The organism is Fodinicurvata sp. EGI_FJ10296 (genome assembly GCF_040712075.1).
Taxonomy (GTDB): Bacteria; Pseudomonadota; Alphaproteobacteria; order DSM-16000; family Inquilinaceae; genus JBFCVL01.
Genome location: NZ_JBFCVL010000010.1, coordinates 46,020 through 71,274, shown reverse-complemented (window position 1 = coordinate 71,274; position 25,255 = coordinate 46,020). Strand labels below are relative to the sequence as shown.

Below are 25,255 nucleotides of genomic sequence, written 5' to 3'. Positions count from 1 at the left end.
TGAATGGGGGCCAGAATGGGGGCCGGAATGCCGGCAGCGGTCGCGGATGACGGCTCAGCATGGGATCTCCGCGTTTTTGCGTGTGTAGAACCACCAGGTCACGGCGATGCAGGTCGCATAGAAGGCCAGAAAGGCGATCAGCGCGGCTTCGGGTGATCCGGTCAGCGCCAGTGATGTGCCGAAGCCCTGCGGAATGAAGAAGGCGCCATAGGCGGCGATGGCCGAGGTGAAACCGATTGTCGCCGCGGACTCTCGATCGGCGGTGCGGCGAATTTCGTCGGCGTCGGTGGCGGTGCCGGCCATCGCCCGCGTCCGCTCGGTCAGGAAGATGACCGGGATCATCTGGAAGGTGGACGCGTTGCCGACGCCCGTCAGCGAGAACAGCACCAGGAAGGTCAGGAAGAAGCCCCAGAACATGCCGGCATTGACGAAGAAGATGACGCCGACGACGCCCAGCGCCATGCCGACGAATACCCACAGGGTCACCCGGCCGCCGCCGAACCGGTCGGCGATCCAGCCGCTGCCGGCGCGCGTCAGGGCGCCGAGCAGGGGGCCGATAAAGGCGATCTGCAGCGATTCCACGTCGGGAAACTGGGTGCGGGCGAGCAGCGGCAGCGCAGCGGAATAGCCGATGAACGAGCCGAAGGTGCCGACATAGAGCCAGCACATAACCCAGTTGTGCTTGCGGCGGAAAATGGCGGCCTGATCGGCGAACGAGGCTTTGGCGCTGGCCAGATCGTTCATGCCGAACCAGGCGGCAATCGACGACAGCACGATGAACGGCACCCAGATAAAGGCCGCGTTCTGCAACCAGATCGTTGAATCGCCGCTATCTACCGCCGGCGGGCCACCGATCGCGCCGAATACCGCGGCCGTGATGACCAGGGGTGCGGCGAATTGCAGACCGCTGACGCCCAGATTGCCAAGACCGGCGTTCAGGGCCAGCGCGTTGCCCTTTTCCCGCTTGGGAAAGAAAAAGCTGATATTGGCCATGGACGAGGCAAAGTTGCCGCCGCCGAACCCGCACGCCAGCGACAGGATCAGGAAAATCCAGTAGGGCGTATCGGGGTTCTGCAGCGCGAACCCGATCCCCAGCGCCGGTATCAGCAGTGACGCGGTCGATATCGTCGTCCATTTGCGGCCACCGAAGATCGGCACCATGAAGGAATAGAAGACCCGAAAGGTGGCGCCCGACAGGCCCGGCAACGCCGCCAGCCAGAAGAGCTGGCCGGTGGTGAAATCGAAACCGGCGGCCGGCATGAATGCTGCCACCACGCTCCAGATCATCCAGACGGCAAAGGCCAGGAACAGGGCAGGGATGGATATCCACAGATTGCGCCGGGCGACCCGGCGTCCCTCGCGCTCCCAGAATGAGTCGTCTTCCGGGGCCCAGTGCCGGATCACGCGTCCGTCGGCCGACAGGGATTGGGTGGCGGTCATGTCGTGGCTCCTGTGGCCGGGCGCGTGCCGGTATCGTGGTCGGAATGGTGGTCGGCGGTCGATTTGGTTCCGGGGCCGGGGCCGACGGTGCCGGCGCGCCGGTCCTCGCGCATGCCCTGGAACTCGGGCAGTTGAGGCAGCCCGGCCAGTTGCGGCGCCGAGGCCCTTTCCATGCGCAGGATCGCCAGATGCATCCAGGTAAGAGCGGTGCCGGCGAGCAGAAACAGGATCATGAAACTGCTGGTCCAGATGCCGGTGATGTCGTTGACCACGCCGAACACCATGGGCAGGACGAAGCCGCCGAGGCCGCCGACCAGGCCGACAATGCCGCCGACCGAACCGACATTGTCCGGGTAGTAGACGGGGATGTGCTTGAAGACGGCCGCCTTGCCCAGCGACATGGCAAAGCCCAGCGCGAACAGAATGACGGTGAACGGCACCAACCCCATGGCCAGGCTGAACTCGATCGGGCCGTCGACGCCGTGAACGGCATAGTCCGTTGGTGGATAGGACAGCAGGAACGTGCAGACCAGGGCGACGCCGAAGGTCCAGTACATGATCCGGCGCGCACCGTACTTGTCCGACAGATAGCCGCCATAGGCGCGGAAGACGGACGCGGCGAGCGAGAACGTCGCCGCCAGGGTTCCGGCGAGCCGGATATCGAGGCCGTAGACCTCGACGTAATAGCGCGGCAGCCACAGCGCCAGGGCAACGAAAGCGCCGAATACGAAGAAGTAATAGATCGCGAACCTCCAGACCTGCAGCTTCACGAGTGGGCTGAGCTGCATCCCGGCCGAGGGCGGTTTCTCGCCCGTCGCCCGGCGGTGCCTGATGACCGGGTCGTCATCGGCGGTCAGCCAGAACGTCACCGCCATGGCAGCCAGAACCACGGCCCAGATCTGGGCAACGGCGGTCCAGCCCCAGGCGACCATGACGAAGGGAGCGATGAACTTGGTGACGGCAGCGCCGACATTGCCCAGACCGAAGATGCCGAGCGCGGTGCCCTGGCGATCTCTCGGGTACCAGCGTGACAGATAGGCCACGCCGACCGAAAATGCCCCGCCGGCCAGGCCGACCCCAAGGGCGGCGGCCAGATAGGCGCCGTAGCTGCCGGCCACCGTCAGCAGCCCGGTGGCCAGCGCGGCGGCCAGCATGACCAGCGTCATGACCGGCCGGCCGCCGAAACGGTCCGCCAGCATGCCCAGGCCCAGCCGGCTCAGGGAGCCGGTCAGAATGGGAAGGCTGACCAGCAGCGCGAACTGCGTCTCGTTCAGCCCCAGTTCCTGTTGGATCTGAATGCCGATGATCGAAAATATGGTCCAGACCGCAAAGCAGATCGTGAACCCGACGGTGCTGAGGGTCAGGGTCTTCTGCTGCTGTGTTGGAGTCACACCCTCCAGGGTATTCATCGCCACCGACTCCTGTCCCGGTCTCAAATCTGGCGCCAGACACCGCTATTCGGCGGCGCTGCCATGGATCGATCACGGTGAAATCAATAGCCGCGACCGACATGCCGAGAGACGATCACAGGAGTATCCGGAGTGGGAATTGATCCAGATCAAAAGAGGTATCAAGAGACCGCCAGATCAACTTCACTTTGATTCTGTTAGTTCTTGAAAATGACTTCAGTCATGTGTTGAATTGATAATTATCAATTGATGTCGGTGTGGCAGACTGATAACTCGATATGGTACCGACTCGCAGCCATGACCGAGGGGGGGTGAGAAATGCCGATAGCGGATCACGAATTCGAAGCAATCGTGGCGCTGTCCATGTTCGAGAATGTCGGACCGGACCGGCTGAAGCGTCTGACCGATGCCGGATTTCTTCAGACCTTTCCCCGGCACACGGTTCTGTTTGGTCAGGGTGACAATCCCGATTTCCTGCATGTGCTCATCGAAGGATCGGTCGCGCTGTTCGCTCATACCGGCGACGACAATCGCACCTCGACCATGGAAGTCGTCGAGCCGGTCGATACCTTCATTCTCGCTGCCGCGGTCACGGGCATGCCCTATCTGATGGGTGCACGCGTTCTGGCGCGGTCGCGCATCCTGATGGTGCCGTCGGACGTCCTGCGCCAGATCATCCATGAAGACAACGATCTCGCCGTCGCGATGATGCTGGCCCTTGCCCGTCAGTTCCGCGTCATGGTTCGGCAGGTCAAGAATCTCAAGCTGCGGACTTCCGTTCAGCGAACGGGGTCCTATCTATTGCTGTTGTCGGAAACCGAAGGGGTAAAGAAGCGGTTCCAGCTTCCGTACGATAAACGCACCCTTGCGGGGCGGCTGGGGATGACGCCGGAGAACCTGTCCCGTGCCTTCGGAACCCTCAAGCAATACGGGGTGACCATCAGCGGACAGACGGTCAGCATTGAAGATCCAGACCTGTTCCGCGACGCATTCGCTCTCGACAGGTTGCTGGATTCCGAGTGATACGGAGAACGACGAGGATGACGGAGTTTCGGAAGGTGGGCGACTTCTGGCGGCCGGGGATCGGTAACCGGCAATGAACGCCTCGGGAAACCAGGCCCAACGGCTCCCGGTGGTCGGCAAGCCGCTTGCCCAGCACACGCTCGGTGAAATTCTCGACCGTGTCCGGCGGGCCGGCGGCGATGGAGAACCCAGCGTGCGCGATGTGGTCGAGGCGTTGGGGCGGCGGTCGTTCGGGCCGCTGCTGTTGGTGCCGGCGCTGGTCGTGGTGACGCCGCTGAGTGCGATTCCGGGCCTGTCGTCCATCATCGGGCTGAGCATTGCCCTGATCGCGGTGCAGATGGTGTTCGGCCGCGACCATGTGTGGCTGCCGGGCTGGATCATGCAGCGTCGCGTCGCCCGGGAGCGCCTCGACAAGGCGCTTTCGGTGCTCGACAGGCCGGCGGGTTTCGTCGACCGTCTGACGCGTCAACGCTTGTCGTGGCTGGTCCGGCCGCCGTTGTCCTGGGTGCCGCAGTCGATCTGCATGTTATGCGGGCTGGCGATGCCGTTTCTGGAACTGGTGCCGATGTCGTCGACGATTCTGGGTGCAGCCGTTTCGCTGTTTGCCCTGGCGATCGTCACGGCCGACGGCCTGATCGCGATCTTCGGGCTCGCGATCATCGCCGGCGCTGCCGGCCTTGTCGTCGGGCTGTTCTAGTGTTGGATCCCATCTTGTGGTGGATGGTTAACGTCCCCGGACCAGTGAAAAAAGCCGTCTTATGCCTTCGGTCATCCCCCCACGCAGGAAGAGGACGATGACGATGATGAACAGGCCGAACAGAATCGGCCAGCGGGCCCAGTAGATCGAGATGACGTCGGCCAGCCAGGTATAGATGACTGCCCCCAGCACGGGACCGAGCGGATGGCCCACGCCGCCGAGGATCGACATGAATACGATGGCAGCGGACTGGTTCATGCTCGCAATACTAATGGGCACGATCTGCCACTGAATGGCGTAGAGCGCGCCGGCAACGCCGGTCATGGCGCCCGCCACGGAAAAACACAGCAGCTTGTAGTGGCCCACGGAATAGCCGATAGCCTCCACACGCTCCTGATTGTCCCGGATGCCGCGCAGGACAAGGCCGACAGGTGAGGTCACCAGGCGATAGAAGATTCCCAGACACAAAAGGAATATGACGACGACAAGGACGTAGACGGCGATCGTGCTGTCCAGCGGGATCGTCATCACGCCGAGATCGAGGTCCGGGCGGTTGAATCCGCGCAGGCCCGACGATCCGCCCGTAACTTCACGCCATGACAGCGAGACGAAGTAGACGAGCTGCGCGAAGGCCAGGGTCATGAGGATGAAATAGACGTTCCGCAGCCGCAGGGTCAGCAGCCCGACCAGCGCCGATCCGATGGCGCCGCCAAGTGCGCCGGTCAGGATCGCCGGCACGGCGGAGGCGCCGAGGTGCAGCAGTACGTTGCCCGCCGCGAACCCCCCGATGGCAAAGAAGGCCGATTGGCCGAATGATAAAAGGCCGGTGTAACCCAGCATCAGGTTGAAGGCCGTCGCGGCAATGGCAAGGATGACGATGTCGATGGCCAGAGACATCGAAATGATCTGCGGAAGCAGGACCACGCCGGCGAGCACGGCCAGCGTGCCCAGCACCACGTAGAGGCGTGAACCGTCCCGCCCTGATTCTTCCTGCGTACCGTCGCCCATCGGCTGCACCTTTTCCTCAGACATTCAACGGGTCCCGAAAAGGCCGGTCGGCCGGATCAGGAGCACAAGCATCATCACGCCATAGATGCTTATCCAGGGCGCCAGTGGATGGATGAGGGTCGCGAATTCCTGGACCAGGCCGATCAGGATGCCGGCGAAAATGGCGCCATAGAGGTTGCCGAGCCCGCCGACGACCACGATGACAAAGGAAAGGGCCAGAATGTCCATGCCGATAAAGGGGTGGACGCCCCGGATCGGAAGGCTGAGGACCCCCGCCAGGGCGGCGAGCATCGTACCGATGGCAAAGCTGACGGCGAAGAGAATGCGGATATCGTAGCCGAGCAGCATGACCATTTCGCGCTTGTCGATCGCCGCTTTGATCAGGGCGCCGTAATAGGTGCGCTCGATCAGAAGCCAGCACGAGGCGATCACCACGATCGCAACGCCAAGGATGAAAAGCCTGTACTTCGGAAAAAAGATCGGCCCGAGATCAACGGCGCCCAGGAGGCTCGGCGGGGGAAGGGCGCTTTGACCGGAGGCGCCCCATATCAGGATGATGACTTCCTGCATGATGACGGCAATGGCGAACAGAGCCAGCAGGACGTATGTTTCGTTTTCCGGATTGTCGCCGTAGAGACGTTGGGCGAGGCCCCGCTCAAGGGCGGCGCCAACCAGCCCCATAAGCAGCGGCGCCAGGATGAGTGCCAGCCAGAACGACCCCGTCACACCCAGCACCGTGAAGCCGAAATAGGCCCCGAGGGCAAAAAGCGCACCATGGGCAAAATTGGGAATGTTCAGCATTCCCAGGATGAAAGTCAGTCCGAATGCGGTCATGGCGTAGAGGGCGCCGGTGGTCAATCCGTTGAGAGACTTGATCAGGTACAATTCCATCGCTGACCGCTTCCTGAAGAGTTATCCGGGGAAATCCAGCGCCAACCGGGTTGCGACGGCGCCATCGTCGGCGCCGCCGCAACCGTGCTCAGGCGATCAGAGTTCGCCGATATCCTCGCATCCCAGTTCTTCGGCGGGCGGCATTTCGCTCGACGTACTCACGACCCGTGCCACGTCGAACTCGTCTTCCATGTCGCCCGGTGCTTTCCCCTCGGTAACGAAGAAGGGCCGAATGGTCTGGTGAGTGTCGGCATCGATGCGGGTCGGCCCGACGACACTGTCGAATTCCCAGCCTTCCAGGGCCTGCACGACCTCGGCCGGATCGGAACTGCCGGCGCGCTCGATACCCTTCAGGAGGATTTCCAGGGCGGCAAAACCACTGCCTGCCGGATATCCCGGAGGTGCACCGTGCAGATCGATGAACGCATCGGAGAACTCGCGCGCCGGTTCCGCCGTGAAATAGAAGGCGCTGCCGATGATGATGCCCTCGGTGATCGACGGGTCCTGGCGCAGATAATCTTCGATTCCGCTGCCCCAGGGCACCAGGATCTGGGTGGATTGGCCAAGACCGAAGGATACGGCCTCGCGGATCGCCTGGGCGGTATCGAGGCCGAAGTTGTTGAGCACGAGAACGTCGGGACTGGCGGCCATGATTTCACCCATGTACCGGGAGAATTCACGCTCGCCCAGCACGTGACGGGATTCGCCGACCCATTCGATATCGTGGTCGGCCCCGATCCTCTTTTCGAGTTCCTCCATCGTCCAGCCGAAAGCGTAGTCGGAGGTGAGCATGTACCAGCGTTTGCCGTCGGGGTTCTTCTGCATGGCGTAGTCCATGGAACCCTTGACGCCGGTATAGTAAGGCGGCGCCCACTGGAACCAGTAGCGATGGCATTCCACCGGCCCGCCGCTCCAGTAGTGAATGACTTTTTCGCGCCGGGCCACGTCGGCCACTGCCTGGGCGACGTCGTCCGCCCAGGGGCCGACAATGCCGACGACATTCTCGCTCTCGATCGCCTCCGCAACCCGGCGGGTGGCGATGCCGGAATCGTTGCCGGTGTCCCGGATGATGTAATTGATGGGCCGGCCCAGGATTTCGCCGCCGAATGACTCGACCGCCATCTGCTGGCCGCGCATGATCTGTTCCCCGTCGGCCGCATAGGGACCGGTCTGCGGAATGATTCCAAGGATCGTAACCGGCCCTTCGCCGGCAAGAAGCCGTGACGGACTGAAGGTGCCGAGGGCGCCTGCCGCCAGGCCTGCGGCGCCCATCCCTTTCATTACGCCCCGTCTGGAAACGCAACGTCCTGAAACGCCATTTCTGGCTGTCATTTGAGCCTCCTTGAATTATTCGGCCATCCGACGGCAATACGGTGCGGTGCCGCCGATAACGCGTGAGCAGGCACTTTCGGGGCATGCCTCCAACCCATCCGACCCGCCGCCGTCATTCAGCACGACCATGGCTGCGGCGATCCGGTGTCTCTCTGGTAATTCCATGATTGATCTTACCCAATGCCAAGATGCCGCTGCGCCAGTTGCGGGGCATCGGCCAGTTCGCTGCGCGAGCAGGTGTGTGCGATGCGGCCGGTATCGAGCACGTAGATGCGATCACATAGCGCCATCGCCACATCGAGCTTCTGCTCGACGAGCAGCATCGACATATTCTCCTTTTTCAGCGTCGTGAGTACATCGGTAACCAGATCGACCATGACCGGCGCCAGACCCTGAGATGGTTCGTCGAGCATGACGACCTTGGGTTCGGCCAGGAGGGCCCGGGCGATCGCCACCATCTGCTGTTCGCCACCGCTGAGATGACCGCCGAGCCGTTTCAGCAGTGGCCTGATGATCGGAAATGTATCCAGGACGCGTTCCATGGCGCCGGCACCCGCGCTGGTCCTGCGGGCCGCCAGCATCAGGTTGTCGCGAACAGTCAGGGTCGCGAAGATATCCCGCGTTTCGGGCACGGTTATCAGGCCCGATCGCGCGATCGTATCCGCCCGCAGATTCGTAATAACGCGGCCATCGAAGGTAATCTGCCCTTCGGCGGTGGGCAGCAATCCGGCGATGGTTCGAATAGTGGTCGTCTTGCCGGCGCCGTTGCGCCCGAGCAGGGCCACGACCTCGCCCGGATCCAGCGTAAGGTCGATGCCGTGAAGGATGTGGCTCTTGCCGTAATAGGCATGGACGCCGGACAGGGTAAGGCCGGTCATGCGACACCTTCAGGGCTGACACTTCGTCCGAAATACGCTTCCTGAACTCCCTCATCCGCCGAAATTTCAGCGGCATTTCCCCTTGCGATCACATGGCCGAAGTTGAGCACGGTAATGCCGTCGGCGAATTCCAGAACGAGGTCCATATTGTGTTCGATCAGGAGAATGGAGTAGCGGGATTTCAGGTCACTGATGAAGGCGATCGTCTTCTGTAATTCGCCTGACGACAGGCCACTCGTCGGTTCGTCCAGCAGCAGCAGGCTTGGCTCGCACGCGAGCGCGATGCCGATATCGATCAGGCGTTGCGCCCCATAGGGAAGGGTCTGCGCTTCCTTGTGCGCCTGATCGGCCAGATCAAGCTCACCGAGTATCCGATCCGCCAGAGCTTCGGCCGCCTCGACTTCCTTTCGCCGTCCGAACATCGACGTCCAACCCACGCCCTTGGCTCGATAGGCGGCCGCCAGGATGTTCTGTCGGACTGAAAGCCGCGGGAAAATGTTCGTCTTCTGGTAGGAACGCGCGATCCCGAGTTTGACACGGGCACTCAGGCCCGTGCGTGTGATGTCTTCACCCTCGAAGATCACATGTCCGGCTGTGGCCGGCATGGTTCCGGTAAGGAGATGGAAAAGCGTTGTCTTTCCGGCGCCGTTGGGCCCGACGACAGCGTTGAGCTGCCCGCGCCGAACCATCAGATCCACGTCGGCGACGGCCGTCACGCCGCCGAACGACTTCGTAAGCCCTCTCGTCTCCAGCAGTGCATCGTCAGCATCTCCGGCGGGACTTTCAGAAACCGTCATTCGTACCATCCGCAAGCGTGAGGCAGTTTTCGATCCGTGCCGCGAGATGCAGCAGGTCGCCGTCGCATCCATACCGGCCCGTCACCATCAGTCCGGTCGGGAGCGCGTGGCGAGTGCCCAGCGGAAGCGACAGTGATGGCGCCCCCAGCAGGTTTGCCGGCCACTGAAAGGTGACCATCGCATCCCGCACGGGCGTCGGCCCTGAACGAAGGGTAAGAATTTCCTGCCCGATTTCAGGCGGAACATCAGGCAACGTGGGCGAGATAACGGCGTCGAAGCCACCCATCGCGTCGGCGACTTCGCGGCACCAGGCCCGGCGGAATTGCTGAGCGCGGAGATAGTCGACGGCGCGTGCTTCTCCTCCTGCCTGCAGAAATACCCGCACATCGTCGGAAATGGCCTCGGGATGCTTTTTCATGTGCTCGCGATGATAAGCGGCCGATTCCGAAATTATGATCATGAGCCAGGCGGCGCGGGCGACGTCGGTATCCGGGTAGTCGAAGGTGCTGATGCGGGCGCCGGCGTCGGTGAGTATGCCTATGGCCGTTCCCACAGCCTCGGCCACCTCGTCGGATACGCCCCGTTCCCAATTGGACGGGATGCCGAGTGCCATCCCGTTCAGAGCGCCCGTCGGGCCGGATGCAAAGGAGTCTGTGAATCGGTCCATGAGGGCCTGAGATCCGGAGGCCGCCGCCGTCATCAGCCAGGCATCGGCAACCGTCTCTGTTAGCGGTCCGATGTGATCGAGGCTCCAGGCCTGCGGAACACCGCCCTGCCGGGAGATCAGATCGTAGCTCGGTTTGAATCCGACGATTCCGCAACAGCATGCGGGAATCCTGACCGATCCGCCGGTATCTGATCCGAGCGCCGCCGGCACAATTCCGGCCGCCACGGCTGCTGCTGACCCGCCGCTGGAGCCGCCGGGAATTCGTCCCCGGGCGCGGGGGTTGCCAACGCGGCCATGAGCGGGATTGTCCGAAGTAACGCCATAGGCCCATTCATGCAGGACCGTCTTGCCGATGATCGCGGCGCCGGCCTGCTTCAATCGCGCCACGCATTCGCCGTCCGTCGCTGCCACGCGATCCTTGAAAAGGGCGCTGCCCCCGGTTGTGGGATGGCCGGCGATGTCGATGACGTCCTTTACCGCAATCGGGATACCGTCGAGCAATCCGACTGGCGCGTTGTCTGAAAACCGGGCGTCGGACGCCGCCGCCGCCGTCCGGGCTTCCGCCGGGGTCAGCCGCAAAAACGCGTTATCCGACCCCTCGGCTGCCGAAAGCGCGGTGTGGACAACGGTGCCCGGCGCGGATCGACCGGACCGGTAGGCCCCGGCGATCGGCAAGATCGCGGATCGGATCGACGTGTTATGGAGCGGAGCGTCCGATGCGAATTGCGGCGCCGCTTTGACGGTGTGCGGCGCGAAGGCCGGTATCGTTGGGTCGTCGAAACCGACGCGGTCGGCGGTCGTCAAGATGGCTTCAAGACCGGCGACGAGTTCCTTGTGAGCCACGAAGACCTCAATGTTGCGGAGTCCGAATCGCGAAAGTCGATGCCCGGAGGCCCTCACCACTCATCCGTTTCATTTTATTATTATTCAGAATCAATGTGGAAACAAGCTTTGAAGCGTGTCGGTCTCCATAGCCTTGTATGTACAGATACTGGCATGGATTCAGGCGGGGCGGCTGAGATCGTGGCGAATGTCAGCGTTCAGATGCAAGGCAGTGCCCCGCGTCCACCCAGCAGCTTGCGCCATGATTCCCTGCGGAGGCTTCGGGCTCGTGAATCGGATTGCCCGGTCTATATTGCGGGCGCCTCGGGCCCGGTCGCGGGCATTCTGTAATCGGGTGCTTCTCCCGAGCATTGCGGCAATCGAACTGGGCCTGTAGAATCATGAGTGCAAGCAGAAGTGACGCTAAGAGAGGAGGCAAATGTCATGAGGCGGACCCGGCAACAGGCATCGGTGGCCACACTATGATCGCGGCACGAATTGGTGTCTATGCGGGCACGGTCGCAGTGTCGGCGGCATTTGCGGCGATTACTGTCGCCGGAACCCCGGCGAGTGCGCAGGAGACGCGGCTTTGCGGCATGCCAGACGACCCCGAAGCTCTCGACGCACTGCTCGACGGGATCGTCTCGATCGATCATGGGGCATGGTATGTCCGCTACCTGAACGGATATGCCCTGATCGGCCCACGCCCCATCGTCGCCGAACCGGAACCACGCGAGGATGGCGGTTTCATCATGAGCCGATCGGGCTCGTCGGGGCTGAGCGGTCGGCCTGCCGCCGGAGCAGAGCCGTCGCCGGAGCCGCCTGGTTGGCGTCCGATTCCGGGACCCGCCAGCATGACGGTGGCGTTCGAATTCGCCGAATCCGACGATCCCCTGCCCCGGCTCAAATCCGTTGAAACCGATGACGGTGTGCGCATCGACCCGCCCTTCACACTGTCCGGCATCGAAGCGCAGTCGGGCTGCGCGCCCAGGGACCTGCCAAGGCTGATCGGCCGGGCTTCCGGCCTTCCGGGCGCGATTACCGATATCAACCTGATCATGACATCTACGGAACGGATGGTCGGCCTGGTCCGGGACAGTGCCCCGGCCCAGGACGTCGATTTTTTCTACCACGTCGAACTGACGCCCGCCGTCGATCCGCCGTTGCGGGACGATCCATTGACCGTCGTTGAAACGCAACCGTCCATGGAACGGGAAAACGTGGATTTCGACACGCCGCCGATCACGGTTGAATTCAGCGAACCGGTCGTCGCCGAAACCATGTCCGACGCATTCACGCTGGAAACCCGTGCGCCCGGCGGCCAGCGCATATCTATCGCCGGCACCGTCACCGGCGGCGGGACGACATTCACTTTTCGGCCGGACGAACAACTTGATCCGGGGGTTCGTTACCGGGCGACGATCGAAGGCGGCGCTGACGGGGTCGAAGGTGTGGACGGCGCCGTTCTCGAAGCCGATCATTGGTGGGATTTCTTCACGGTCGTGGATCTGGGCACTCAGGCCGATGAAAACGACCGGTTCAGCCTCGACGTCTATCAGACCACCCGGAACGCGCCGCTCGTGCCCGGAAAGCGAACAATGACCCGGATGTCGGTCAATTGGACTTTGCACGAACACATCGAACCGGGATGGCAGGTTGACGCCTTTCCCGCCGAGGTCGATCTGATGCCGGCTCATCGCCGGGTGCAGGATCAATTCGGCGAATGGCACGACATCCAGGACGATACGGTTCTTCGCGTCCGGCACCCGGACGAGGTCGCCACCGAGCAGCATCGGCGCATGGCGCGGACGACGCTGAACTACTATGGCTGGCAACCGGGCGGCGACGGCGCCGTCGATCTGGCGATGGAGCTGACGCCCCATGACGTCTATCCGGCGCCCCGGCCCGACCTTAGCTGGGACTTCAACCGCGAAGCACCGATGTGGCAAGGAACGCCGCAGGATCCGCTGACGCTGCACTGGGTAACATTGAAAGTCGGAACGTGGAGCGACAGTCTCGACATGACGGATCTCGGCCGTCTGAACGGGATCCTGAACGACGCGAGCGATTTCACGACCCAGGTCTTTCCCGTTCTCGGCACGGCGGCCAGTCCGCTCGGCCCTTACACACCGGGCGACACGGTATCGACCCTGCTGGACGATGCCGAGGGCGTCACGGATGCGATTCAACAGGCGTTCTCCGACATCGAGGACAGCGAATGGTCGATCGGTCCGGACGCCATCGTTCGCCGCATGCTGCTGCGGCTCGGTCGGCATTTTGCCGGCCAGATCGGACCCAACGACGTTCTGGTGGCCTTTCACCCCTTGAACTTCCTGGATCACGGACTGGCCGTCAGCGGTGTTCAGGTTCGCCCAGAGGACGCCGATAGCGGATTCGACCGCAGGGTCGTGCGGATGCCGCTCGACGCCAACATGTCACCGGCGGTGGCAATCGAGCGCGAGGCGCTGGCTCATGGCCTCGTTCATGAATTGACCCATGTCTATGGACTCCATCATTATCCGGGTCATATGAGCGAAATCACGCCGCGCGACGAGATGGGCGAATTTGATGGAATCGAAGGATTCCGCATCAGACGGGACGGCCTTGAAGGCTGGAACAAGTCTTCCACGGACGGCAATCAGGAACACGGTCAGCTGTTTCCCGTCATGTTTCCGGCAATCAGGCCGTTGGATCGGGTCTTTATACTCGATGATCACTATGACCATTTGCTGAATGCTTTTGCGGGCACTGGGACGGTCATTGAATCCGGCGGCATCGACCGCGCACCGCCGGCCTGGCCTTCCTTGTTCAGCACTGCCTATGCAGAATCCGGCCCGGCGGAGACGTCCAGCCTGATGATCAGCGGCGCCCTTCATCCGGACGGATCCGGCGCCGTGATCGAAAGCACCCATTGGCTTGACCACGACGCCACCGACGAGAACCCGGATGACAGCGGCGATTATACAGCCGAGTTGCGCGATTCCGCCGGAACAGTGATCGCCGTCTCGCACTTCCGGCCCGAGCCGCCGCTGGTGGAGAATCAGGCCGCGAGAGACCGGCTCGCCGAAGCCGGGCTCAATGTCGACGAACCGTTCTGGTGGGCGCAATTCTCTGTTCGCATCGCCGACGACGCCAATGCCCATGATGTCGTCATCCGACGCGGCAACGATGTCTTGACGACAACCGATGTGCCGAGGAACTACTATCGTTGATCGGCCGGAATAATGGCGGCGTGGTCCGGGCGTCAGTCACGCCACTATCGCGGGACCACGCCGCCATGACACAGTGGACGGCTACGCCCAGGCGCGCATGCGCTACCGAAGCAGGTCGGCCGAGTCCCGATACTGCCCATGTTCGCGCGGGTATTCGTCCAGGGCCTCGTCATAGCAATGGATCCTGCCGGCCAGGCTGGGACGCGCCATGTGCTGGCTGGTCGCCGGCGTGGTCTCGCCCTCGGCGTCTTCACCCTCGGGCATGCGGATGCCGTGTTCCTGGCGGGTGCGCCGCTCCACGACCGAGACAAGATCCTCACCCAGGTCGAGCGCCTGCAAAAGCCGCCGTTCCACGTTGCGGGTAATGAGGTCGCGGGCCTCGCCGTTGTCGCCGGCGTCGAAACTCTCTAGGGCGCGACGCTCGAACCCTTCGCGCTCGTCGAGCAGATCCTGCTCGAAAAGTTCGATCTCGCCGGTCACCGGGTGCAGGAACTGCTCGGGACGCTCGCAGGTGTGATAGAGCAGCCGCTTGAAAGTCCGGGTGGCATAGCGCGTGGCTTCCACCGGTGCATAATCCGCATCGAGGAAGTGCGAGTCCGCATCCTTCGTCATGTAGCGGTGCTGCGTGAATTCCGGCGGGACGGATTCAGTCCCGATCGGGATCGGTACGAAGGGCGTCGTGATCGCGCCGGTCACCGCGACCCACAGCGTCTGCAGTTCCGGGTGAACGTCCGGCCTGATATGGGCCACCTGACCATAGCCGGCACGATCATCCGCCCAGCGAGGGTCGCGGACATAAGCCAGCATGTCTTCCAGCCGGATCGGTGCCATGTCCTCCAGTTCCCGTTCCCGTTCGGGCGGATTGCGCGCTGCGGAATAGAAGGCGGGAACGGTGGCGCTGGGATCGTCGGCCGGGAAGGGCTGGCCAAGGACGTCCTGCAGGTTCAGCGTTTCCCCGCCGTCCCACCAGCCTTGCTCACGCGCGAATTCGACCAGATTGTCCGAGGCCATATAATCGTCGGAGCCTTCAAAGTCGGCGGGGAACTCGTGGATGTAGCCCGGATAGGATACCCGGACTTCGTCGGGGCCGATCCGCTCGGCCGCCCACAGGCCCTCGCCGCCGGCATAGTTGATGAAGACCCAGCCTTCATTTTCGTCGGCGAACAGGTGGGAATTACCACCATAGGTTGAAAAACCGTGCTCGTCGATCAGATCGCCTATGATCTCGACCGCTTCGCGGGCCGTTGTCGCCCTTTCCATGGCTGCGCGGGCGAGATCGCTGTAATTCGGCCCGGTTTGCGGCTGGGTTTCGGCGGCTTCTTCCGACATCTCGACCAGTTCTGCACGCGACGGCGACCAGATATCCCGCGCGGCGACGCCGTGTTCGTTGAGACCGCCATTGGTCAGCGGCGGCGGGAAGCCGGCATATTCGGAATAATTCGACGTGATGTACTTATAGGTCGTCGCGGCCTGGGGAATGTCGGTCAATTCGCCAGGTATCCAGGCGTCCTCGGTGACGCCGACGCGCGTGGTCGACCCCTCCGGATGCTCCTGACGCGGGACGATCTCGATCCAGTGGCTGGACGGCTCGTGACCGAACCCGGCCAGGATCGTGGAACCGTCGGCAGTCAACTCGTTGCCGATAAAGATGCCAATGCTCTTTTCGCCGGGAAAATTCCTGGCGCCCGGCCCCGCATTGCCTGGCCCGGCATCTTCGGCAGCCGCTTGGGTCGCAGTGACGAATGCCAGGGTGCAAACGAATGGCAGAGTACGGCGCGCGCAGACGCCGCGGAAGTGTTGACGATGTCTCACGGATGATCCCCCTTCCAAAAACGAAGACAGTGCTGGCTTCGGCAACAGCCTTCGTCATCAAACATGACGGGGCAGTTGCAAGAGCCATGCCTGCACAACGCAGAAGGAAGGGTTGTGTTCCAGCTCGCTCGGTGAATCCATGGCTGAATCGAGCGCGCGAGGTTGGCGATATCGTCATCCGCCACGAAAATGCGACTCTCGTCGCGGTTGACGCGGCCTGAGGGTAAGGCCCATACCTGAGTCGTCAAGTTCAGGTGATGTATCCGTGCCATGGATCCGAGAAGGAGAAGTGCCGTGTGTCGAATTGCCGGCTTCGTCCTGGCGGCGTGTCTTCTTGTCGTGTTCCTGGACGGCGGGCCGGCTCGTGGCCAGTCTTCGTCCAACGCCGCGCCAACTGCCGCGCTGAACGTACCGTCGAACGAGGCGGGGTTCGATCCCATTCCCCCGCCTGAATTTCTGGCTGAGGTTGACCGCATCGTCGAGTGGATTTTCGAAAATTCGCCCTACGACCGAATGGACACCATGCCCGCCTTTGTGAAGGTGCCGAGAACCACGATCAACTATATCGTATACTCGCAATTGCCCGAGGGGTACCAACAGCAGGATTGCATCAACGCGCTATACACGCCTCCGATCATTCTGCTGGCGGAAGACTTTGAATCGGTAGGTTGCAACTTCACACTGGTGCATGAACTTGTGCATCATCTGCAGTGGGAGTCGGCGGCCGAATTCCGGTGCACACTTGAGGCTGAACGCGAAGCCTATGAAATCCAGGCGCTTTGGGTGATGGAAACCGGTATCGGGGAAATGCCATCACCGCTGTTTCTGCGCCGATTGACCTGCAATAATCCGCACGACTTCTCCCGCTGAACGGACGCATCTGGTCTTGTTCAATTTGTTGTGTGAGTTCTACGTCCTATTCGGCTTCCAGGGGTCATGTCTTGCCTCGACCGTTCCTGTCAGGTCAATGAACTGTCAGGTGCGTCGTGACGCCAGGATCGCCCGAATTTCTCGCTACTGCTTGTCCTGTAAAGATCCGGCCGACGATCACGCCACCACGGAAAGTTGATTCGGGCATCCCGAGTGGAATCGATGTCCAGTGTAACGGAAAGACGATCTTCATTGGCACCATCTCCTTCCAATAGAATGGCGCCTTTGGGATCGACAATCAGGCTTCGGCCGATATGCTGCCGGACACCCTCAACGCCAACTCGGTTGCAGGCAACCACGAATACGCCGTTTTCATAGGCTCGGCTCCGGATTGGCACATCCCATATGCCGCTGCGATGGTCGGCGTCGCTGTAGTTGGAGTAGCTGATCGGTATAATAATAACCTCGGCCCCCTCCAGCGCCAGACTGCGGCTCGCTTCCGGAAACAAGCGATCATAGCAGATCAGTACGCCCACGGAAACGCCATCCAGCATTACGGTTTTCAGCTGGTCGCCGGGTTGAAAATATAATTTCTCATAACTTCCAGTTCCGCCAGGTCGGTCAGTTGGAAAATATGCCGGGATATGGGTCTTGCGATAGATCTGGACCAAGGACCCGGATCTGTCGAAAACCGCCGCGCTGTTATGATACCCGACCCCGCTATATTCCGCAAAAGGGACGACGGCATTGATTTTTGCCTTTGCAACGGCATCCCTGATTTTCTCCATCTCCGGGCCAGAAATCGAAATGAAGTATTTCCTGGCACTTTCATCCAGGCGATTTGCGAAAAATGGTGACAAATATAATTCCGGAAAAGAAATGATGTCACACCCTTCCGATCCGGCCCGAGAGATTTCAGCGCAGGTTCTTTGGACCATGTCGGGTAAATCATTCGGACCTACGGCGCCAGTCTGAACGGCACACACTTTGAATGGACGTGACATCTTCTTCTCCATCATAGTAAGTCTTGGATTTTTATTTCCAAACAGCATCAGCAACGCGAAGAAAATTCTCGCCAAGTATGCCCAGAATCGCTTCGTCTGAATAGCCGAGATCCACGAATTCCTGTGTTAGTTCAGGGACCCTATGCGGCAATAAAAAATCCCAGGGCGGTTGCGGATAGTCGGGATAACTGGTCACCATTGTCATCATGCGACCATAAGTTATTTCGGGCGTATATACAGCATCGAAACCAAGTGCGGCGTGCTGGGAACCAACGAGTTGAACTATGTGATCAATATTACGCGCTACCTTTGCCGGGGATGCATCCTGACCGTCGGCGCTCAGGAAAGCGCCAAAGCCATTTACGCCGACAAGGCCACCTGTCTCAGCGGACCGCTTGATCTGCTCGTCTGTAATATTGCGCCCGTGATCAAACAACGCCCTCGGGTTTGAGTGGCTGAAGATTACCGGATATTCCGACAAGTCCATGATTTCCATGGTGGTGCGATAGCCGGTATGGGTGCAGTCGATAAGCATACCGACCCGATTCATTTCGCGCACCAGTTCGACACCAAAGCGGCTCAGTCCGCTATCGGTTCGCTCATGGCACCCATCGCCCGCCATGTTGCGTTGGTTATAGCAAAACAGCATCTGGCGCACACCCAGCCGATAGTAAACATCGACCATGGAAATTTCGCCTCCGAGCGGATCTGCACCCTGGAGGTTGAAGGACGCCGCCAGGCGACCATCGCGCTTCGCGGCCCTGATCTCTGCGACACTCCCCACCTGAACGATGGCTTCCGGGTTATTTCGTATGCGCTGTCGTTCCTGCGCAACGTGTCGCATTGTTCCTTCGAAACCGGCCATGTTGCCGAAGCCGCATGATAGCGACGTGTATGTCCCCCCGGCTGCCGCATATCCTTCCAGAACACCGCTGCGCGCATGAAGATTTTCCGCAGTCCACGGTAAACATAAGTCGCAGATTACGGCCTCATCGTTCAATTTTGCAGCGCGATCGGACAGTTCGCTTCGCCAGTCGATTGGCTGAAACCGTCGCTCTGTCGACGTTTGGTTTTTAGACATCGATTCCTCATTTGATTTTTACTTCGGGGTTTTGAGCTTTCGATACTGATCCGATTGCGGTCCGGCTCAGCAAATAGGCGCAAAGAATGATCGCGAGCCCCGCAGCATCAATGGCCAATCCGGGCTGAATCAGGCAAAGTGAGCCCGCAAAGAATAGGAGGCGGTTGATCGCGGAAAGTGGGTGAAACAGCCATCCGATCAGGGCTATCGACAGCGAACCGATGCCGACGAGCGCGGTCAGGCTCGACCAGCCGATTTCAAGGATACTGCCATAGCCCAGTAGCGGCGGGCCGTAGACGAACATGTAGGGAATAATGAAACTCGCCAGCCCAAGCCGAAAAGCCGTTATGCTGGTTTTCCACGGATTGGCGCCAGCAAGACCGGCTGCAGCGAACGATGCCAAGGCAACCGGGGGCGTAATAGCCGAAACGCCAGCACAGTACATGATAAACATGTGTGCTGCGAGGGGCGTAACGCCGAACTCGATCATTCCCGGTGCCAGGAGCACGGCAAGAATGATATAGGCGCCTGATGTCGGCATTCCCATACCCAGGACTACACCGGCAATCATCGTGAGTCCAAGCAGCAAGAGCAGGCTGTCCTGAGCAAGTGTCAAAACAATCGAACTCATGCGCAAACCAAGACCGGTCATCGTGATCAGGCCGATGATAATGCCGCCACAGGCGCAGGCCACCACAACAGGGCCGACGAGTTTCGGTGCCTGGGTCATCGCCTGGAAGCAAGCTTCCACAAAGGTTTTCGGTGCGGGGCGGACGAAGGCTGCATAAGCAAAAATCACAGCCACTATTGCCCAGAACGCCGACCGCGTTGGTGTCGCACCCTCGACCAATAGCCAGATCAGGACGAATATCGGCAAGACCAGATATGTATACGAAGCAAGAAGTTTGAATATGGGACCATCTTCATTGCTCCCATCATGGTGTAGCCCGAGCCGCCTTGCCTCCAGATCGACCATGCAAAATACAGCAGCAAAATATAAAATTGCCGGAATTATCGCGGCTCCCATAATGGTCGCATATGGAACGCCGATGAATTCCATCATAATGAAGGCGGCCGACCCCATGATTGGTGGCATGAACTGCCCGCCTGAAGAAGAGACCGCTTCAACCGCCCCGGCGAAATGCGGCCTATAGCCGGCCGCTTTCATTGTAGGAATGGTGAACGAGCCAGTCACGACGACATTTGCCGCTGAGCTTCCAGTCAGGGTGCCCATCAGTGCGCTTGAGCAAACGGAGGATTTGGCAGCGCCACCGGTCATGCCGGCGGTCAGACGGGTAGCGATAAGTTTGAAGAAGCCAACCGCACCAAAGGCAACCAGAAAACTACCGAACAGGATGAACAGAAATACATAGTTGGCGGTTACCGCAATGGGCGCACCCCAGAGCCCGTCCTGGGTCAGATACGTAGTTTCCAAAATATATTGAAATCCATAACCTCTGTGCCAGAACGGATACGGCAAATAGAAACCGAATACGGCATAGAGCAGGAATGCACCCACGACGATAGAAAGTACCATACCCACAGTTCGACGCGCCGCTTCGAACACAGCGATGATAAGACCAATAGAAAGTATGATTTCTGTTGATGTTAAGGCGCTAATAAACATAATGCGCTGCTGTATATAATTAGAGTTCAGTGAAAGGTATAGACAAGAAGAAATAACAGTTATTGAAAGAATTACATTCCAAGACAAAAACAAAAGTTTCTTGCCAAAACTTTCAGGGATGTTCGATGTCCAAAATACGATCAGAAGAACGAATAATAAATGGAGCGGGTAGTGAATTTCGGCAATCGGGGTCCCGACATAGGCCACGACGATATGATAGCTCGACATGGCCAGACACAACGCCGTTACGAAATATGAAATTCCAACGGTCATGTTCAATTCTCATGCTGGGACAACCCGGTGGAAATCAATCGCCGGTGCGGCGATGCAATCGGCCGCCGCACCGGCAACCAATGGAGCCGTCAATCAGCGTCCGGGATCGCGATGCCAGCGGCGCTGTAGGCCTCAAGAGCTCCCGGGTGGAGCGGCATGCCCTGGACATTGGCCATGGTATCCGGAGTCAAATCCGACATGATCGCATGGATCCCTTGAAGTTCGTCCATATGATTCAACAGCGTTGACACGATCCAGTGAGCGTCTTCGTCGGACATATCCTGGTTGGCGAACAGGATCAGGTCCGAGCGCGCGGTTGCGACATCGTCGTCTTGACCTGGATAGGTGCCGGCCGGGATCGTGGACGGGCTGTAACCAGGGTTGGCCTCGCCCAGAGCTGCCAATATTTCTTCGTCCAGGCTCAGCAAATTCATATCGACCGAGGAGAACAACTCGGTATAAGTGCCGTTGGGATACGCTGAGAGCAGTACCAAGCCATCAAGGCTTCCATCCTTCACTGCATCGGCTGCGAAGTTCTGACTGCCACGGCTGGTTTCTACCTCGGATTCCTCTATCCCCGCGGCCGTCAAAACATCAACAAATGCCTGCTGAGTAGAATTTCCGACGGCTGTCGTATTGATCCGCATGCCGACAAGATCATCCAACGTGGCGATGCCACTATCATCTGTTACGGCAATGTGCATCGCATTGGGAAACAACGTGGCCAAGGCCCGATTGTTGTCCAGCGTCTGCTCAAATGGCGCCTCTCCAGCTTCCGCCATCGGTGGAATTGTCGACGTTGTAACGCCAAGCTCGGCTTGGCCCATCGAAACCTGGATCATATTGGTGACCCCGGCTCCCGTCTCGGCGTTGGACCGAATGCCCTCTCGACCAAATATGGCGGACATGCCGGCTGCGATTGGATACCAGGATCCACCCGGGGATCCACTGACGATCGTCAGCTGGTTCGGCTGTGCATGCGCAGCACCCGCGAGCGCGACAAAAGCGGTCGCCATAAATACTCTATGTGTAACCACGGTAAATTTCATTGAACTGTCTCCCAATTCGGTATCCTGATATCAATCAGACAAAGCCTCTCGCCATGCAAAATATTTTGCATAGAACAAGCTGGGCGATTCTTATTTACGCTGGGATTTGACCGCAGCAATGATCGCTATTCACTTAGGCTATAGCTCCGTCAATCAATGTGTCAATAGCTTTTCTCGGATGCATAATAAGCATAGATTAGACAAAATCGAGCCGGTCTGGCGCTGCCATGGCATGCTCAACGAAGGCATGGCACAAGTCGGACTGATGACGCCGACTATCCCACAGGATCATCATATCGTGGGCCAGACGTCGCCCCCCCTCGGTCAATTCGGCAACGCGGACGTCGGGAGGCATAGCGCCGACGGTTGAAGGCACAATGGCGATACCGTGCCCGTCATTGCTCATCGCCACCAGCGCATGGGGATTATGGCTCTCCAGGATGGGGATGGTGCGAATACCGCGTAGCTGACATATGCCTTCAAACATTTCACGGGTCATGTATCCGCGCCGCATGATCAAGAGCCGCTCGCCAGCGAGGGAGTCGACATCGATGCTTTGACGATCGGATAGCGGATGGGATTTGGGGATCACGGCCTGGGCCCACAGAGTGAATAAGCGAAGCCCCTTTATTGGGCTGTCTGCGGGTGCCCAACCGATCGCCAAATCGAGATCGCCGTCTTCCAGCTTTCGAACAAGTACCTCGGTCGTGTCTTCGACAAAAAATACATCTACATCCGGAAATCGCGCCCGGAATGAACTGACCAGGGGCGACAATCGGCTTTGGATGGTTTGGATAGTGGCTCCGATCCGTATCACGCCTTTTCGGCCCGACGACAGCTCCTGCGCGCCTTGTGCCAAGGCGTACTGTGCCGCTATCACGTCGCGCGCAAGCTTGAGAAGTCGATCCCCGTTTGCCGTAAGCGTCACCGTCCGTCCAATCCGATCGAACAGCCGAACACCAATCGTTTCTTCAAGATGCATAATCGACCGCGAAACGCTGGATTGGTTGCTGCCGAGTGCCGTGGCAGCCCTGGAAAAACTCTTGTTGGTGGCAACGGCGGCGAAATCTTGCAGGTGGGTAAAGCTCAACTCAGTTGTTCGCCCGAAGTCCGGTCCAGGGATGCGCCCGCGTTTGCGATGTTTTTTTTCGGTCACGATTTTCTCCCAATTGCTGAAGCTTATAGATGTACTGATGCGGCTGACGCATAAGGAGTGAGCTATAGCGGCAGGAAAGCACCGGATCGAGACTCCCAGGGGTGGCCCCGGCGCCGGCACAGCCCGAAGGACGTTGGAACGGCGCTTCTTCAGATTATCGAAAACGATCAGCCCGTCGTTGAGAGCGATTCGACCGGCGATAAGCATGTGACAGAAGGAGAGCGCTTCGAAAGCGGCATCTTTCGCGGCGTGCAGGAACGCCTGACGTTCTGTGGCGGTGAGGTATTTGCGCCGACGGGCGGCGGAGTCGAGCCCAAACGAGGAGGGGCTGGACAAGCTGGGCGCCCATATTCCTCACGATCGTGAGAGCCGCGCCTGCGCTTGCGTCGGGCCTGCGCCTCCCGGGCGTCACGGATCGAGGCATGCATGTCATGGCAAGCTTGGCGGGGCGGGCCTGGCCGGGCGCACGGACATTACCGGGGTGACCAATCCGGCCCTATTCCCTGGTTCTCAGCTTTGAGACACAAGACGTCAGAACCCCATCCCAACGGGCACTGGCTACCAGCGCTCGACGTTACCCATGTCTTGGGGTCGGACAAATTGGGGAATGGTGCTGATGGAGGGACTCGAACCCCCGACCCACGCATTACGAATGCGTTGCTCTACCAACTGAGCTACATCAGCGAACCGGAGCGGTCTATACCACCCCTTATTCGGGCGATCAATACTCTCATGGCCTGATTTGGGCTATTGTCGTCCGAGCGAAGCAGAGGCATCCGCCCGGTGGCGCCGTCAGACGCCTGCCGGCGCCGCCCGGTTGCCTGTCGTAACGGCGCCCGGCGTAAGGTCCAGGGTCTCGGCCGTGTCGTCGTCTGCTTCGTCGGGCGCGCGGGCCGTCAGGCGCATGACCCGGATGGGAGACCGCCACGTCAGGTCGTTGAAGGTGCCGCAACTGTTGCACACGGCCGTCCAGGTTGGCGTTACGGTTCCGCAGGCGTCGCAGACCCAGGTCGGGTCGGGGGGCGACTCCTCGACCTTTGCCAGCCATTCCTGCGCGGCTTCGACATCGTTGCTTTCCGCCCGCTCCAGTTCGGCAAGCCGGCGGTAGACCCGCGGTGTCGGGCGCAGGGTCTCGACCTTCAGCAGATTTGACCGGGCCTGACCCCACAGTCTGGCTTCCAGCTCGCTCTCGGCCAGCACCAGCAGGCTTTCAGGTTCGCTCGGCGCCGCGGCAACGAGTGTCTCAACGGCGCGTACGCGAGCCAGCGCGTCGGTTCCAGCCGGCAGGGCGTCGAGATAGACGGCGAACAGGTCAGGGTGCGGCGTACCCGCCCAATGCCGTTCGATCAGCTTGCGTGCCTTTTTGTGCTGGTTTGCCGTGATCAGCAGTTTGGCGTCGCGCAGAATGGCGGGGACAAAGTCGGGAACCAGCCCGACGGCTTTCTGCGCCAGCCGCTTTGCGCCCGACGTGTCGCCTGCGGTCTCGGCCTCGCGGCTTTGCTCGACCATGATCGCGGCTTTGTGACGACGGGCGGTTTCCTCGGAAAAGACACCACCCTTCGCGCCCGCGGAGACCGTGCGCAGGGCATCGTCCCATTTCCGGTGCCGGACCTCAAGCTCGAAGCACCCTTCGATCACCCATCGCGTCTGTGGGCTGATTTCCCGCGCGCGCTGCGCATATTGCAGCGCCGCGGTCGTGTCGGATGAACCGAGAGTCTGGTTCAGCAGGCCGCGCAAGCCCAGAAACTCGGTCTCCGGGCTCTGAAGCATTTCCTCGAAATAGCGCTGCGCCGCGTCCTGGTCGCCGCGAAGCTGCGCCGCCTGGGCGGACAACAGCCGCGTCAGTGGCGGTGCCTGGAGCAGGTTGTCGGCCTTGCGCGCCATCTTCTGGGCGGTATCGGGGTCGCCGGCGGCGACCGCGACCAGCCCTTGCGTCAGGGCCTTGTAGCCGCGTTCGCGCCGGCTGCCATGACGCCAGTCGCCGAACAGGCGCGGCAAACCGATCAGGCCCCGCCAAAGACGATACAGCACCACACAAAGGATGATCAGCACGAACAGTGCCAACAGCGCTACGCCGAGGGTGGTCTCGACGACATAGCCCTGCCATTCGATCTCCAGATCGCCCGGGCGTTCCGCGAGCCATATGGCGATGGCGACAAGGACCGCGACCTTGATGATGTAATAGAGTGCCCGTGTCATGACAGCGC

General features: G+C 60.5%; 19 protein-coding genes and 1 tRNA gene. 4 read left to right on the top strand and 16 right to left on the bottom strand.

Features of this window, described 5'->3' with window-relative positions; all coding sequences use genetic code 11:
* Positions 1 to 54 precede the first annotated feature (54 nt).
* The gene (locus ABZ728_RS20245) at positions 55 to 1,440 is read right to left on the bottom strand and encodes a NarK family nitrate/nitrite MFS transporter (protein WP_366658166.1); all 1,386 of its coding nucleotides are present in this window, start codon (positions 1,438 to 1,440) and stop codon (positions 55 to 57) included.
* On the bottom strand, positions 1,437 to 2,849 hold the full coding sequence (locus ABZ728_RS20240; RefSeq protein ID WP_366658234.1) for a nitrate/nitrite transporter: 1,413 nt from the start codon (positions 2,847 to 2,849) through the stop codon (positions 1,437 to 1,439). The genes ABZ728_RS20245 and ABZ728_RS20240 overlap by 4 nt, the downstream gene beginning before the upstream one ends.
* Before the next feature lie 318 nt (positions 2,850 to 3,167).
* Here ABZ728_RS20240 and ABZ728_RS20235 point away from each other — a divergent pair, with 318 nt between their 5' ends.
* Together ABZ728_RS20235 and ABZ728_RS20230 are read left to right on the top strand one after the other, a co-directional pair.
* Positions 3,168 to 3,872: a cyclic nucleotide-binding domain-containing protein gene (locus ABZ728_RS20235; RefSeq protein WP_366658165.1), complete on the top strand. Its 705-nt coding sequence runs from the start codon at positions 3,168 to 3,170 to the stop codon at positions 3,870 to 3,872.
* A 73-nt stretch (positions 3,873 to 3,945) separates the two neighbouring features.
* Positions 3,946 to 4,569, top strand: coding sequence for an exopolysaccharide biosynthesis protein (locus tag ABZ728_RS20230; protein WP_366658164.1), 624 nt, complete (start codon positions 3,946 to 3,948; stop codon positions 4,567 to 4,569).
* A gap of 27 nt (positions 4,570 to 4,596) precedes the next feature.
* On the opposite strand, the gene ABZ728_RS20225 is transcribed toward ABZ728_RS20230, so the two are convergent.
* The 6 genes from ABZ728_RS20225 to ABZ728_RS20200 form a co-directional block, all read right to left on the bottom strand.
* Positions 4,597 to 5,601, bottom strand: a complete 1,005-nt coding sequence (locus tag ABZ728_RS20225; RefSeq protein ID WP_366658163.1) for a branched-chain amino acid ABC transporter permease — start codon at positions 5,599 to 5,601, stop codon at positions 4,597 to 4,599.
* Positions 5,602 to 6,468, bottom strand: coding sequence for a branched-chain amino acid ABC transporter permease (locus ABZ728_RS20220; RefSeq protein WP_366658162.1), 867 nt, complete (start codon positions 6,466 to 6,468; stop codon positions 5,602 to 5,604). It abuts the gene before it with no gap.
* A 96-nt stretch (positions 6,469 to 6,564) separates the two neighbouring features.
* Complete coding sequence (locus ABZ728_RS20215) at positions 6,565 to 7,800, bottom strand: ABC transporter substrate-binding protein (RefSeq protein ID WP_366658161.1); 1,236 nt, start codon at positions 7,798 to 7,800, stop codon at positions 6,565 to 6,567.
* A 173-nt stretch (positions 7,801 to 7,973) separates the two neighbouring features.
* The gene (locus ABZ728_RS20210) at positions 7,974 to 8,678 is read right to left on the bottom strand and encodes an ABC transporter ATP-binding protein (RefSeq protein WP_366658160.1); all 705 of its coding nucleotides are present in this window, start codon (positions 8,676 to 8,678) and stop codon (positions 7,974 to 7,976) included.
* Positions 8,675 to 9,475: an ABC transporter ATP-binding protein gene (locus ABZ728_RS20205; protein ID WP_366658159.1), complete on the bottom strand. Its 801-nt coding sequence runs from the start codon at positions 9,473 to 9,475 to the stop codon at positions 8,675 to 8,677. Before ABZ728_RS20205 ends, ABZ728_RS20210 begins: the two co-directional genes overlap by 4 nt.
* Positions 9,462 to 10,985, bottom strand: coding sequence for an amidase (locus ABZ728_RS20200; protein ID WP_366658158.1), 1,524 nt, complete (start codon positions 10,983 to 10,985; stop codon positions 9,462 to 9,464). The genes ABZ728_RS20205 and ABZ728_RS20200 overlap by 14 nt, the downstream gene beginning before the upstream one ends.
* A 461-nt stretch (positions 10,986 to 11,446) precedes the next feature.
* Between ABZ728_RS20200 and ABZ728_RS20195 the strand changes: the two genes are divergently transcribed.
* Complete coding sequence (locus ABZ728_RS20195) at positions 11,447 to 14,176, top strand: Ig-like domain-containing protein (protein ID WP_366658157.1); 2,730 nt, start codon at positions 11,447 to 11,449, stop codon at positions 14,174 to 14,176.
* A 102-nt stretch (positions 14,177 to 14,278) separates the two neighbouring features.
* On the opposite strand, the gene ABZ728_RS20190 is transcribed toward ABZ728_RS20195, so the two are convergent.
* Positions 14,279 to 15,988, bottom strand: a complete 1,710-nt coding sequence (locus ABZ728_RS20190) for a C69 family dipeptidase (protein ID WP_366658156.1) — start codon at positions 15,986 to 15,988, stop codon at positions 14,279 to 14,281.
* 294 nt (positions 15,989 to 16,282) lie between these two features.
* Between ABZ728_RS20190 and ABZ728_RS20185 the strand changes: the two genes are divergently transcribed.
* On the top strand, positions 16,283 to 16,858 hold the full coding sequence (locus tag ABZ728_RS20185) for a hypothetical protein (protein ID WP_366658155.1): 576 nt from the start codon (positions 16,283 to 16,285) through the stop codon (positions 16,856 to 16,858).
* Between the two features lie 89 nt (positions 16,859 to 16,947).
* Here the strand turns inward: ABZ728_RS20185 and ABZ728_RS20180 are convergent, their stop codons facing one another.
* The 7 genes from ABZ728_RS20180 to ABZ728_RS20150 all read right to left on the bottom strand — a co-directional run bounded on the left by ABZ728_RS20180 (position 16,948) and on the right by ABZ728_RS20150 (position 25,247).
* The gene (locus ABZ728_RS20180) at positions 16,948 to 17,877 is read right to left on the bottom strand and encodes a carbon-nitrogen hydrolase family protein (protein ID WP_366658154.1); all 930 of its coding nucleotides are present in this window, start codon (positions 17,875 to 17,877) and stop codon (positions 16,948 to 16,950) included.
* 16 nt (positions 17,878 to 17,893) lie between these two features.
* A complete protein-coding gene (locus ABZ728_RS20175) occupies positions 17,894 to 18,943 on the bottom strand; it encodes a membrane dipeptidase (RefSeq protein WP_366658153.1) in 1,050 nt (349 codons plus the stop codon).
* Between the two features lie 7 nt (positions 18,944 to 18,950).
* Positions 18,951 to 20,843, bottom strand: coding sequence for a TRAP transporter fused permease subunit (locus ABZ728_RS20170; protein WP_366658152.1), 1,893 nt, complete (start codon positions 20,841 to 20,843; stop codon positions 18,951 to 18,953).
* Positions 20,844 to 20,932: 89 nt separating this feature from the next.
* Positions 20,933 to 21,892, bottom strand: coding sequence for a TAXI family TRAP transporter solute-binding subunit (locus tag ABZ728_RS20165; protein ID WP_366658151.1), 960 nt, complete (start codon positions 21,890 to 21,892; stop codon positions 20,933 to 20,935).
* A 196-nt stretch (positions 21,893 to 22,088) separates the two neighbouring features.
* Positions 22,089 to 23,384 carry a LysR family transcriptional regulator gene (locus tag ABZ728_RS20160; protein WP_366658150.1) on the bottom strand — a complete coding sequence of 432 codons (1,296 nt, stop codon included), beginning with the start codon at positions 23,382 to 23,384 and terminating at the stop codon, positions 22,089 to 22,091.
* A gap of 272 nt (positions 23,385 to 23,656) precedes the next feature.
* Positions 23,657 to 23,732: transfer RNA gene (locus ABZ728_RS20155), tRNA-Thr, on the bottom strand.
* Positions 23,733 to 23,840: 108 nt separating this feature from the next.
* Positions 23,841 to 25,247, bottom strand: coding sequence for a heme biosynthesis HemY N-terminal domain-containing protein (locus ABZ728_RS20150; RefSeq protein ID WP_366658149.1), 1,407 nt, complete (start codon positions 25,245 to 25,247; stop codon positions 23,841 to 23,843).
* Positions 25,248 to 25,255: the final 8 nt, after the last annotated feature.